Here is a 12,306-nt window from a genome sequence, read left to right as displayed (position 1 = left end):
AGTATCCGTCGTCCCCGCTGGTCGTAGGCCTGCCAGCCTGACACCGCCAGTGGTAGGCACAGCGGTCGTACGCAAAGGCGTGGACTGGGTGCGCCGCGGAACACGAGGCACCCTGGGAATGTGCTCGGTGGAAAGCAGCCGGGCATGCGTAGACCTTGTGAGGGAGAACCCCGCCATGACCACTGTTGCCGCGTACGCCGCGCCCGCCGCGAAGGCCCCCCTGGAGCGGACCGAGATCGAGCGACGGGCGGTGGGCGAGTTCGACGTCCTGATCGACATCAAGTTCGCCGGTATCTGCCACTCCGACATCCACCAGGTCCGCGAGGGCTGGGGCAAGGCGTCCTTCCCGATGGTGCCGGGCCACGAGATAGCGGGCGTCGTCACGGAGGTCGGCTCCGGTGTGACGAAGTACGCCGTCGGCGACCGCGTGGGCGTCGGCTGCATGGTCGACTCCTGCCGGGAGTGCGACAACTGCAAGGCCGGCCTCCAGCAGTACTGCGACCGGGGCCCCACCTGGACGTACAACGACACGGGCCGGGACGGCACGCCGACGTACGGCGGCTACTCCGAGAACGTCGTCGTGGACGAGAACTACGTCGTCCGCATCCCCGAGGGCCTGTCCCTCGACGTCGCAGCCCCGCTGCTGTGCGCCGGCATCACCACGTACTCCCCGCTGAAGCACTGGAACGCGGGCCCCGGCAAGAAGGTCGCCGTCGTCGGCCTCGGCGGTCTCGGCCACATGGGCGTCAAGATCGCGCACGCGCTGGGCGCGGAGGTCACCGTCCTCTCCCAGTCGCTGCGCAAGAAGGACGACGGCCTGAAGCTGGGCGCCGACCACTACTACGCCACCAGCGACCCGCAGACCTTCGAGGACCTCAAGGGCACCTTCGACCTCATCCTCAACACGGTCTCTGCCCCCCTCGACTTCAGCGCCTTCCTGTCCCTGCTGCGCACGGACGGCGCCATGGTCAACGTGGGCCTGCCCGAGGAGCCCGTCCAGATCACCCTCCAGTCCCTCTTCGGCAACCGCCGCAGCCTCAGCAGCTCCGGCATCGGCGGCATCCCCGAGACCCAGGAGATGCTGGACTTCTGCGCGGAGCACGGGCTGGGCGCGGAGATCGAGCTGATCGCCGCGTCGGAGATCAACGAGGCGTACGAGCGGGTGCTCGCGAGCGATGTGCGCTACCGGTTCGTGATCGACAACGCGACGATCTGATATTCGGTCCCCGCGCCCCGAAGGGGCGCGGGGAACTGCGCGAGCAACCACGACGCACGCGCGGGTCACAGCCTGCTGTACGTGTCGATGTCCTCGCCGAACTCCTTGATCGCCCGGGTGGTGAGGGTCGGCCGGGTGTCGGAGATGGCGGTCATGTAGTCCTCGGTGTCCGCCGGGCGGCCCTCCCGGTGGGCGACCTCGCGTTCGAAGGCGGCCTGCGCTCCCTTGCGGGCGGCGAACTCGATGTCCGCCGGGGTGAACAGCTCGCTCGCGGCGACCAGCCGCCCGAGGTCCACCGAATCGTTCATGCCCCGGAGATAGCGGGCCCAGATCGCCGCGCGGGCGGTCGGATCGGGCGGCCCGATGGGGATGACGTAGTCGAACCGCCCCGGCCGCAGGAAGGCCGCGTCGAGGGACCGTACGGAATTGGTGGCGCACACCAGCAGCCGTGAGTCGTGCTCGCGGAAGACGGGGATCAGCTTCAGCAGCTCGTTGGTCACCCCGTGCCCGGGGTCCACCGCCTTGCCGGAGCGGGCGGCCGCGATCTCCTCCACCTCGTCGATGAAGAGCACCACCGAGTCCAGCTCCGCGAGGTCGGCGAACGCGTCCCGCAGCGCCGTGGCCAGCCCCTCGCTGGTGTCGGCGGCGAGCCGCGAGGGGAACAGCTCCACGAACGGCCAGCCGAGCCGCGAGGACACCGCCTTGGCGAAGCTGGTCTTCCCGGTGCCGGGCGGCCCGAACAGGATGACCGACTTCGGCGGCACCACCCCGTAGCGGTCGGCCAGCGCCGGTTCCGTCAGCGGCAGCACCACCCGCCGCTCCACGACCTGCTTCTCCCGCTCCATCCCGGCCATCGCGTCCCACAGCCCCTCGGGCAGCATGCGCCCGCCGAGCGCGGCGAGGACATCGGCGTTCGCGGCGCCGAGCGGTTCCAGCTTCTCGTGGTAGGTGAGGTCCTCACGGCTGCGGTAGCCGCTGTTCGCCAGCGCCTTCGAACCCGCCGCGCCCCCCGGCAGCAGCGCGCTGATGTGCCGTACCCCCAGCGCCCGCAGCCGCCGCTCCAGCTCGGCGAGCAGCGCGCTGCCGATCCCGCGCTCGCGCCAGCGCGCGGCGAGCGCCATCAGCAGGATCCAGCCCCGCTTGCCCTGGGCCTGGGCCACCGCCATCCCCACCAGCTCGTCCCCGACCACCGCGACCACCGCGGTCTGCCCCGCCTTCGCCGCGGCCATCACCTCCGAGACCGGGAACACCGGGTCCTCGTCGGCCTGCCGGCACTGGTCCCAGATCTGGATGGCCTGATCGAGATCGTCGTCGTGATAGTCGCGCAGATGCCATGCGGGCATGGGACACCACCTCACCGCCAAGGGGATCTCAGGGGGTCTCCCATTGTCTCCGCGGGGGCGGGGTACGACATCTCCAGCCGAGGAGCCGGCCGCCGGGACCGCCCGCAGCGGCGGGCCCGGCCTCAGACCGCCTCCGCCACCATCCCCACCGTCTCGTTCCGCACCCGGCAGTAGTACGCCGCCGCGTCCTCGCCCCGGTAGCTCCACGGCAGCGCGTCCACATGGCCGTCGACCAGCCGGAACTGCTCAAGCGCCGCCTCGTGCCGGTCCTGGAGGTGCAGGTAGTAGGCGAGCAGATGGCGCAGCTCCGCGAGGCCAGGGCGGTCGGGGTCGCTCGCCGCGCAGGCCGCCGCGTCCGCGAGGCCCGCGTCGACCAGGGCCAGCATCTCGGGGGTGCTGTCGGCCGCGACATCGGTGGTCTCGTCGTGCTCGAAACGCGCGACCAGCGGCAGCACCGTCAGCAGGCTCCCGACCGGCGCCCGCTCGGCCGCGCGCCGCGCGAAGTCGAACGCCAGCTCCTTCGAGCCGCGCCACTTCGCGCACCAGTACTGGAGCGCCGCGTAGTGGGCGCCGTAGTGGTACGGGTCGCGGCTCGTGATCCGCTCCCACAGCTCGTCCATCTCGGCGTGCGAGCAGCCGAGGCCCAGCGCCACCCAGATCTCCACGACGTACGGCGTCGGGTCCTCGGGGTTCAGCTCCGCGGCCCGCGCGATCTCCTTCCGCGCGGCCGACAGCATCCGCCCGAACCCCTCGAACTGCTCCCGGCTCGTGTACCGGGCCTGTCGCGCGCCCCGCAGATCCCACGCCAGCCGCACCGTGCTCTGCGCCCTGACCACGGCCGCGTCCGGGTCGTCCGGCCGCGCGGTCTCCCAGGCCAGCAGCCAGCCGTCCTCCTCGGCCGCGAGCGTGCCCAGCTCGGCGGTGAGCGTCGAACGGCGTTCCCAGTCACGTCCGTTGGCCCGCAGCAGCTCGGCCGCGGGTGCCCAGTCGCCGCCGCGTGCCGCCGTCAGCGCGGCCGACCACGCGGCGGGCGGCGGTGCGGCGTGCCCGGTGTCCTGGCGCTCCGCGGGCAGCAGGCCCAGCCGCTCGGCGGCGAGCGCGGTCGCGTCCGGTCCGGGCGGGCTCGGGGAGAACAGCTCCTTCAGGAACACACCGGTGAACCACACGGCGGCGATCACCAGGGGCAGGGCCAGGACGGCCAGGATCCAGAGCAGGACGGTCATCGGTGAATAAGGTCCGTTCCTCGGAAAAGGGAAAGGGGGAAGGGGAAAAGGGGAAGGGGAAAAGGGGAGGGGGAAAAGGGCGGGGTGATTCAGGCGGGCTGGGGTGCCGAGGGCAGCAGGGCGCGCAACGCGCTGGTGTCGGGGTGGTCCGCGAGCGCCGCGCCCAGCGCCGCCTCCAGGGCCTCCTCCGGGGACTCGTCCCGGGACTCCTGCGGGGAGCGTCCGTCGCCGTCGGCCGCCGCGGGGCCCGCACCGGACAGTCGTACGGCGGCCGCCTCGGTCCAGGAGAACTCCCAGCTCAGCAGCGAACGCGCGCTGAACTCGGCCAGCACCATGGTCCGCAGCGACCGGTGCAGCACCGGCCGCGCGAACTCGCGGAACGCCCGCCCCCGCGCCGCCTTCGCCTCCGCCGACAGGGGCAACTGCTCCGCCAGCTGCCACAGCCCGCCCGCGTCCACGACCTCCAGCAGCGCCGCCGGCGTCGCCGGCTGCCCGGTGTGGGCGGCCAGCGCCTGGTGCAAGGGGGTCCGTGCCGACGACAGGCCCGAGGCCATCGAGGCGTTCAGCAGCTCCGGCCAGCCGGGGGCCCGCCCGTAGCGCAGCACCTCGTCGGTCAGGACGGCGTCCTCCAGCGCGGCCAGGGTGCGCGCCGGGTCGGTGAGCAGGGCGAGCGCCGGGCCTGTCGCCTCGTCGGAGCGGCCGTCCGCGGGCAGCGCCTCGATCCGCCGCACCCGCTCCGCGATCGGCGGATGGGAGTCGTACGGCGACGCCGGCTCCTCCGGCAGCCCCGCGCGCAGCCCCTCCAGCTCCCCGGCGCGTGCCGCCAGCAGCGTGCCGAAGCCGCCGAAGAACTCACCGCGCGGCGGCAGCAGCCGGGCCCCGAGCCCCAAGGTGGCGTAGGAGTCCAGGTAGAAGCCGTGCGCGACGGACAGCACCGGGATCTCCCGCAGCGTGGCGGCCATCGCGTCCCGCCCCGCGATCCGGGCGGCGACCTGGTCGGCGGCGAACTCCTGCCCCCGCGCCGTGGACAGCGAGGCCCGCAGATACAGCTTGGCGTACTGGGTGTAGACCGCCGCCATCATCCGGTACGTCGCCCCGGAGCCCGAGGTGTCGACCTGCTTCGCCTTCTTGCCCTTGGCGACCCGCCTGGCCCGGGTCTGCTCCTGCTTGGCCCGCTCGGCGGCCACCTTGCCGTCCGCCCGGTCATGGAACTGCTCGATGACCCGCCCCAGTTGCACCCGGCCGCGCACCACCAGCGCGGACAGCCGGGTGTCGCCGCCGGTGAAGTGCCCGTACTCATGGGCGAGTACGGCCCTCAGCCGCGCCTCGGTCAGACCGCTCAGCAGTGGCACGCCCAGGTAGAGGCGGCGTGGTCCGGGGAGCAGGCCGAGCAGGCGCGGGTCCTCGCTCACCGCCGCGTTGACCTCGCCGGTGAGCCGGATCCGGTCGGGGGCGCGGGTGCCGGCCGCCGCGGCGACCTCCCGCACCAGCGCCCACAGCCGGGGTTCGGCGGCCTCGGTGACATCGATCCCGGGGCCGTCCTCGCCCTTCGGGGTGCGCAGCATGAACATGCCCCGCACCACAGGGACGGCCAGCAGCACCGTGACGAAGCCGAGCTTCAGCATCGCCGGGCCGTGCCCCCAGCGGAAGGCGACGACATCGACACCGACCAGCACGGCCAGCAGGACCAGACTCAGCAGATAGAAGCCGAGCAGCAGCACAAGAGCACGCAGCGCGCGCAGAGTTGCGCCCATCGGGCGGATCCCCCCACAGGACCTCGGAGACAGGAAAACAGGTGCGGCACGCGGAGCCGATCGTCGCCGGCGCGCGCATGGCGCGGTGTGGGGGGATGCCGAACTATGCCCTACCGCAGGTCAGAAGGGCAATGAAATTCCTGTGGGCACCCTGTGGTAGGGGCCGGCCGGATCAGCCGGGCAGGCTCGCCGGGCTGCCCCCGTTGGCCTCGTACCCCGCCACCGCCAGGGCGCGGTAGACGGCGAACTCGGCCGCCGGGTCGGCCGCCAGCGTCCAGGGCAGGGCGCCGACATGGCCGTCGACATGTATCAGCTCATGCATGGCCTCCGCCCAGCGCTCGGCGCGGACCAGGAAGAAGACCAGCAGATGGCGGACGTGCGGCAGCGTCGGATCGGCGGAGCCTGCCTCGTGTGCCGCGTGCTGTGCGCCCTGGATGGCCTTGGCGACGACCTCGCTCCGGTAGAGGCCCAGCACCAGATTCACCTCGGGGAGGTGCTCGAACACCGCGAACAGCGGCAGTGCGGCCAGCAGCGATCCGCGCGGGGCGCGGGCGGCGGCCGCCTCGGCGAAGGCGTACGCCTGCTCACGCGAGCCGTGCCACTTCTCGCACCAGTAGGGGAGCGCGGCCAGATGCGCGCCCATGTGGTGCGGGGCGCGGTCGAGGACCTTCATCCACAGCCGCTCGAACTCGTCACGGGTAAGGCCCAGTCCACGGCCGACGGCCAGCTCGATGATGTGCGGCACCGGGTCGGCGGGCGCCAGCTCGGCCGCCTGCCCGCACACCTCCCGGGCCTCCTCCAGCAGCAGCCGGAAGTCCTTGGTGCCGGCCGCCGACGCCCGCCAGGCCCGCTGCACCAGGAACTCCGCGTGCACGGCCGCACCGCCCGCGTCTTCGGGCCGCTCCGCCCGCCACACCCGCAGCCACTGGCCGCCCGGCGTCTCGTGCACCCCGCCGGGACGCTGTTCGAGCTCCAGCGCGGCCGCGCCGCCGAGGGCCTGCACCCGCTGCCAGCGCAGCTCGCCCGCCGTCTCGGTACCGGCCAGCAGCTGAGCCGCCGCCCGGTAGTCCTGGGTGCGCTGCACCAGCTCCAGCGCGTCCAGCAGATCCTGGTCGGGGCCCGGCAGCCGTACGTCCAGCTCCTCCTGGAGCAGGAAGCCGTAGTCCGCGGGGTCGGCGGCGTCCGGGTGGTCCGGGTGCACCTGCTCGATCATCCCGCGCCTGCGTCGCACCAGCGGGAGCAGCACGAAGCTCAGCATGAGCAGTGCCATGAGCAGCCAGAGAATCACCATGCCCCCAAGGGTTCCAGACAACGGTGACAAATGACCAACCCCGGCCGCCGGCCTGTGGACAACTCCGATCCTGGGCATGACAGCCGACACAGGGATATCCCTCCGGACCCCCTCCGCCCACCCCCCGCCCACACCACCGGGCGTCGGAATCCCGCCGGGCGCACTACGCTCGGTGCACATGAGCGACAGGCACATCAGTCAGCACTTCGAGACCCTCGCGATCCACGCGGGCAACACCGCGGATCCCCTCACCGGCGCGGTCGTACCGCCCATCTACCAGGTCTCGACCTACAAGCAGGACGGCGTCGGCGGGCTGCGCGGCGGCTACGAGTACAGCCGCAGCGCCAACCCGACCCGTACCGCCCTTGAGGAGAACCTCGCCGCGCTGGAGGGCGGCAGCCGCGGCCTCGCGTTCGCCTCCGGCCTCGCCGCCGAGGACACCCTGCTGCGCACGCTGCTCACCCCCGGCGACCACGTGGTGATCCCGAACGACGCCTACGGCGGCACCTTCCGCCTCTTCTCCAAGGTCGCCACCCGCTGGGGCGTGGAGTGGTCCGTCGCCGACACCAGCGACCCGGCCGCCGTACGGGCCGCGATCACCCCGCGGACCAAGGCCGTCTGGGTGGAGACCCCCTCCAACCCGCTGCTCGGCATCACCGACATCGCCGCCGTCGCCCAGGTCGCCCATGACGCGGGCGCCCGTCTCGTCGTCGACAACACCTTCGCCACGCCCTACCTCCAGCAGCCGCTGTCGCTCGGCGCGGACGTCGTCGTGCACTCGCTGACCAAGTACATGGGCGGCCACTCCGACGTGGTCGGCGGCGCCCTGATCGTCTCCGACCAGACCCTCGGCGAGGAACTGGCCTACCACCAGAACGCGATGGGCGCCGTCGCAGGACCCTTCGACTCCTGGCTGGTGCTGCGCGGCACCAAGACCCTCGCCGTGCGCATGGACCGGCACAGCGAGAACGCCACCAAGGTCGCCGACATGCTCAGTCGGCACGCCAAGGTGACCAGCGTGCTCTACCCGGGCCTGCCCGAGCACCCCGGGCACGAGGTCGCCGCCAAGCAGATGCGCGCCTTCGGCGGCATGATCTCCTTCCGCGTCGAGGGCGGCGAGGAGGCGGCCGTCGAGGTGTGCAACCGCGCCAAGGTGTTCACCCTCGGCGAGTCGCTCGGTGGCGTCGAGTCCCTGATCGAGCACCCCGGCCGGATGACCCACGCCTCCGCGGCCGGCTCGGCCCTGGAGGTCCCCGCCGACCTCGTCCGCCTGTCCGTCGGCATCGAGAACGTCGACGACCTGGTGGAGGACCTGCGCCAGGCCCTGGGCTAGACATCGCAGCGGACGCCGAGGGGTGATCCGGGCCGGTCGCGGCCCGGATCACCAGCCGTCCACCGGTGGAGTCGTCCCCGACGGCGGCTCCACCCACGGGTGGGTGTACGCCGCCCACACCCCGAACACCACCGCCGCCACGCACACCAGCACCCACAGCACCCGGCGCACCAGCCGCCCGCGCCGCAGCAGCCGCTCGCCGCGCCGCACCGCCTCCGGGTACAGCTCCGGCGGCACCGGCACCGGACGCGCGCCCATCACCCGCCGTACCGCGGCCTCGCGCTCGGCCCGGTTCACCCCGGCCTCCCCGCGCGGTGCGGCCGCCCGCTCCGCGCGTCCCGTGTCCTCATGACGGCGCCGCCTTCGCGTTCACCGTGCGCGGACCGGCCGCCCCGACCGGGTGCAGCACCAGGGACGTCGCCCGGTCGCAGACGGTGTGCACACGGTCCGCGGTCAGCCCGAGCAGCGCGGCCGTCTGCTCCTCGGCGACCCCCTCGTACAGCCGCAGCACCAGGACCAGCCGCTCCTGCGGGTCCAGCCCGGCGAGCGGGCCGCGGGGCGCGGGCCGTTCACGGCCGAGGAGACGGTGCCGGTGCCAGATCGTGCGCGCGAAGCGGCCCGCGAGGTACTGGCGCGCGCAGTCGTACGGGTCCTCGCCGCGCAGCCGGTGCCAGCGGGCGTAGGTGTGGCCGAGTGCCAGGGTCAGCAGGCGCCGCGCGCGGGGGTTGGCGTCCGGGGCCTCGGCGGTGAGCAGCGTCGCGGCGAGCAGCAGCCGGCCGGCCGCACCCGCGACGAACGCCTCGAACTCCTGGGCCCGGCCTGCCCCTTGGGCCACCCGCCGATCACGCAAGACGCCTCCCCGTCGGGGGCCCTGTCCGGCACGGGACAGATGAATCGCGTACGACGCAGGACCCGGCTCTCATATGAGGCCAGCCGGGGCCCCGGGTCAAGACTCGGGATGCTTCCCCTGGGTACGGGCCGACAGGCCGTGGTTGAAGCGGGTCAGCAGGGCGCAGAACTGCTCGCGCTCCTGTGGCGACCAGTCCTCGGTCAGCTCCGCCATCAGCAGGCGCCGCGAGGACCGCACCTCCGCCAGCCGGGCGGCACCGCGCGGGGACAGCTGGAGCACCACCGCGCGGCCGTCCTCCGGATGCGAGGTGCGCTTGACCAGGCCGGTGTCGACCAGCGGGGCCACCTGCCGGGTGACCGTGGAGGAGTCGATGCCCATGCCCGAGGCGAGCGCCTTGACGCCCATCGGGCCCTCCTTGTCGAGGCGGTTGAGCAGCAGATAGGCGGCGCGGTCCATGGAGTTGCGCGCCTGCCCGACACCCCCGAGCCGCGTCTGTTCGGCGCGGCGGGCGAACACCGCCACCTCGTGCTGGAGGGATTCGAGAAGACCGGGATCACCGACGGTCGTCATGTCCATCGACATTTCAGGTGTTGTGGGCATGGCCGGAGGCTCGCTTCATGAAGGGCTGCAAGGTTGGGGGACAGGGTACGCGGCCCGGCGCCGGGCCGTACCGGCGCTGCGCAAACCCGTCTTGGACCTTGGTCACCACCGTCGTACACCACCGCGAGCTGCGATGCTGGAGTCATGAACTACCGCACCGCCCACCCCTTGCGTTCCGTCACCCTGGACGACGTACGCGGAGCCCAGAAGATGCTCTCGGGCGTGGCGCGGACGACCGCGATGGAGGGCAGCCGGCACCTGTCCCAGCTGGTCGGCGCGCCGGTGCAGCTGAAATGCGAGAACCTCCAGCGCACCGGCTCGTTCAAGCTGCGCGGCGCCTATGTGCGCATCGCCGGGCTGCTGCCGGAGGAACGCGCCGCCGGAGTGGTGGCCGCGAGCGCCGGCAACCACGCGCAGGGCGTCGCCCTGGCCTCCTCGCTGCTGGGCGTGCACGCCACCGTGTTCATGCCGCACGGTGCCCCGCTGCCCAAGGTCAGCGCGACCAGGGAGTACGGCGCCGAGGTGCGCCTCACCGGCCAGGTGGTGGACGAGACGCTGGCCGCCGCCCAGGACTACGCGGCCCGCACCGGCGCGGTGTTCATCCACCCCTTCGACCACCCGGACATCCTCGCCGGCCAGGGCACGGTCGGCCTGGAGATCCTGGAGCAGTGCCCGGAGGTGCGCACGATCCTCGTCGGGGTCGGCGGCGGGGGACTGCTGGCCGGGATCTCGGTCGCGGTGAAGGCGATCAGGCCCGACGTGCGGATCATCGGCGTCCAGGCCGAGGGCGCCGCCGCCTACCCGCCCTCGCTGGCCGTCGGGCACCCGGTGGCGGTCGCGAACCCGGCCACGATGGCCGACGGCATCAAGGTGGGCAAGCCCGGTGTGGTGCCGTTCGGCATCATCCGCGAGCTGGTGGACGAGATGCGCACGGTCACCGAGGACCAGCTGTCCGCCGCGCTGCTGCTGTGCCTGGAGCGGGCCAAGCTGGTCGTGGAACCGGCCGGCGCGAGCCCGGTCGCCGCCCTGATGGCGTCCCCGGACACCTTCGAGGGCCCGGTCGTCTGCGTGCTGTCCGGCGGCAATGTCGACCCGGTGCTGCTCCAGCGGGTGCTGCGGCACGGCATGTCCGCGCAAGGCCGCTATCTGGCCGTACGACTGCGGCTCACCGACCGCCCGGGTGCCCTCGCCACCCTCCTCGGGGTGCTGTCGGGAGTGGACGCCAACGTCCTCGACGTCAGTCATGTCCGCACCGATCCCCGGCTCGGCCTCAGCGAGGTGGAGGTCGAACTCCACCTGGAGACCAAGGGCCCGGCCCACTGCGCCGAGGTCGGCCAGTGCCTGCGCGACGCGGGTTACACGGTCATCCCCTGAGGCCGCGGCCGTACGCGTCGTACGGCCTGGAAGGCACCACCGGAGGTACGACGAGACCCCCGGTGTCCGCTGCGGACACCGGGGGTCCCGGGGTTGGTCAGCTCCGGGGCTCAGCCGTTGTAGGGCTCGGCCTTGAGGATGCGGACCGAGGCCTTCTTGCCGTTCGGCAGCTCGTACTCCGCGTCCTCGCCGACCTTGTGGCCGATGACACCGGCGCCCAGCGGCGACTGCGGCGAGTACGTCTCCACGTCCGAGCTCGCGTACTCACGGGAGGCGAGCAGGAATGTCATGGTGTCGTCCTCGTCACCGTCGAAGGCGATCGTGACGACCATGCCGGGCGCGACGGTGCCGTCGGCGGAGGCCGGGGCCTCGCCCACCTTGGCGCTCTCGAGAAGCTGGGTCAGCTGCCGCACACGCAGCTCCTGCTTGCCCTGCTCCTCCTTGGCCGCGTGGTACCCGCCGTTCTCGCGCAGGTCTCCCTCCTCGCGCGCGGCCGCGATCTTGGCGGCGATCTCCGTGCGCGCAGGACCAGTAAGGTACTCAAGCTCGACCTTGAGCTTGTTGTACGCCTCCTGGGTCAGCCAGGTGACGTTCTCGCTGGTCTGGGTCACAGGGTGCTCCTCGTCGGTACTGGGAATACAAAGCATCGCCCTACCCAGAAGAATGTTCCCTCTTGGATGGGCGAAACCACGAGCCTAACAATTCATCCGGGGAAGGGGGAGGACATAAGCCATCAGAATCACATCAACGCAGGTCGGGCGGTCCGCATTCCGGGTGAAGGAGCGGCGGGGCGGCGCGTCCGGCGCGGTGGACCACTGGCCGGACCGGGTCCCGGCCGACGGTGCTTTCGGCAGGTCAGCCGCTGTGGCAGCCCAGCAGCTCGGCCGTGGTGCCACGGGCCGTCGTACGCAGCGTGACGACCTTGTCGATGCGGGTGGCGGAGCCGGTGAAGTGGAAGTCGGCGCGGCCGACCTCCGTACCGTCCGCCGACTGGGAACGCAGGGTGCAGTAGCCGTCCGTCCCGGCGTCCTTGTGGACCTCCAGGTGGGCCTTGACCGTGGTGTCCGTGGAGTCGAAGGTGATCACCTGGGCGCTGATCCGCGTCTGCACGATGTAGTGGTACGCGAAGTAGCCGACCAGGGCCAGCAGGGCGGCGCCGAGCACCACGGCGGCGGCCTTGAGTTTGCGGTCGGCACGCTCGTCAGAGGAGCGGCCGTAGCGGCCCGTGGGCAGCCCCGTGCTCGCCGTACTCATGATCGTCCTCTCCGCGGAATTAATCGCCCCCCGATTCGGTCACTATAGAAGCCTTCGATTGCGCCCTG

Annotated in this window: 12 protein-coding genes; 3 read left to right on the top strand and 9 right to left on the bottom strand. The window is 72.3% G+C overall.

Annotated features, from left to right (window positions below):
- Positions 1–175: 175 nt before the first annotated feature.
- Entirely contained in the window at positions 176–1,216 is a 1,041-nt protein-coding gene (locus AB0N90_RS19480; RefSeq protein WP_365198167.1) for an NAD(P)-dependent alcohol dehydrogenase, read from the top strand.
- A 65-nt stretch (positions 1,217–1,281) separates the two neighbouring features.
- Here AB0N90_RS19480 and AB0N90_RS19475 read toward each other — a convergent pair whose 3' ends face one another.
- The 4 genes from AB0N90_RS19475 to AB0N90_RS19460 all read right to left on the bottom strand — a co-directional run bounded on the left by AB0N90_RS19475 (position 1,282) and on the right by AB0N90_RS19460 (position 6,827).
- Positions 1,282–2,559 (bottom strand): GNAT family N-acetyltransferase, encoded by a 1,278-nt coding sequence (locus AB0N90_RS19475; protein ID WP_361676155.1) that lies wholly within the window; start codon positions 2,557–2,559, stop codon positions 1,282–1,284.
- A gap of 122 nt (positions 2,560–2,681) precedes the next feature.
- Positions 2,682–3,782: a hypothetical protein gene (locus AB0N90_RS19470; protein WP_365198164.1), complete on the bottom strand. Its 1,101-nt coding sequence runs from the start codon at positions 3,780–3,782 to the stop codon at positions 2,682–2,684.
- A gap of 89 nt (positions 3,783–3,871) precedes the next feature.
- Positions 3,872–5,536 carry a M48 family metalloprotease gene (locus AB0N90_RS19465; RefSeq protein ID WP_365198161.1) on the bottom strand — a complete coding sequence of 555 codons (1,665 nt, stop codon included), beginning with the start codon at positions 5,534–5,536 and terminating at the stop codon, positions 3,872–3,874.
- A 172-nt stretch (positions 5,537–5,708) separates the two neighbouring features.
- Positions 5,709–6,827 carry a hypothetical protein gene (locus tag AB0N90_RS19460; RefSeq protein WP_365198158.1) on the bottom strand — a complete coding sequence of 373 codons (1,119 nt, stop codon included), beginning with the start codon at positions 6,825–6,827 and terminating at the stop codon, positions 5,709–5,711.
- 178 nt (positions 6,828–7,005) lie between these two features.
- Here AB0N90_RS19460 and AB0N90_RS19455 point away from each other — a divergent pair, with 178 nt between their 5' ends.
- Positions 7,006–8,160, top strand: coding sequence for a cystathionine gamma-synthase (locus tag AB0N90_RS19455; protein ID WP_085566291.1), 1,155 nt, complete (start codon positions 7,006–7,008; stop codon positions 8,158–8,160).
- Between the two features lie 48 nt (positions 8,161–8,208).
- Here the strand turns inward: AB0N90_RS19455 and AB0N90_RS19450 are convergent, their stop codons facing one another.
- The 3 genes from AB0N90_RS19450 to AB0N90_RS19440 all read right to left on the bottom strand — a co-directional run bounded on the left by AB0N90_RS19450 (position 8,209) and on the right by AB0N90_RS19440 (position 9,610).
- A complete protein-coding gene (locus AB0N90_RS19450; protein ID WP_365198155.1) occupies positions 8,209–8,457 on the bottom strand; it encodes a hypothetical protein in 249 nt (82 codons plus the stop codon).
- Positions 8,458–8,506: 49 nt separating this feature from the next.
- Positions 8,507–9,010 carry a sigma factor-like helix-turn-helix DNA-binding protein gene (locus AB0N90_RS19445; RefSeq protein WP_365198152.1) on the bottom strand — a complete coding sequence of 168 codons (504 nt, stop codon included), beginning with the start codon at positions 9,008–9,010 and terminating at the stop codon, positions 8,507–8,509.
- Between the two features lie 96 nt (positions 9,011–9,106).
- Entirely contained in the window at positions 9,107–9,610 is a 504-nt protein-coding gene (locus AB0N90_RS19440; protein ID WP_365198150.1) for a MarR family transcriptional regulator, read from the bottom strand.
- 144 nt (positions 9,611–9,754) lie between these two features.
- Here AB0N90_RS19440 and ilvA point away from each other — a divergent pair, with 144 nt between their 5' ends.
- Positions 9,755–10,984 (top strand): threonine ammonia-lyase, encoded by a 1,230-nt coding sequence (ilvA, locus tag AB0N90_RS19435; protein WP_365198148.1) that lies wholly within the window; start codon positions 9,755–9,757, stop codon positions 10,982–10,984.
- 110 nt (positions 10,985–11,094) lie between these two features.
- Here the strand turns inward: ilvA and greA are convergent, their stop codons facing one another.
- Both greA and AB0N90_RS19425 read right to left on the bottom strand, forming a co-directional pair.
- A complete protein-coding gene (gene greA, locus AB0N90_RS19430; RefSeq protein ID WP_361676133.1) occupies positions 11,095–11,595 on the bottom strand; it encodes a transcription elongation factor GreA in 501 nt (166 codons plus the stop codon).
- A 244-nt stretch (positions 11,596–11,839) separates the two neighbouring features.
- The gene (locus tag AB0N90_RS19425; RefSeq protein WP_365198145.1) at positions 11,840–12,238 is read right to left on the bottom strand and encodes a DUF4307 domain-containing protein; all 399 of its coding nucleotides are present in this window, start codon (positions 12,236–12,238) and stop codon (positions 11,840–11,842) included.
- Positions 12,239–12,306: the final 68 nt, after the last annotated feature.

The organism is Streptomyces sp. NPDC093018 (assembly GCF_040684035.1).
Taxonomy (GTDB): Bacteria; Actinomycetota; Actinomycetes; order Streptomycetales; family Streptomycetaceae; genus Streptomyces; species Streptomyces murinus.
This window is presented reverse-complemented; position numbering and strand designations above follow the sequence as displayed.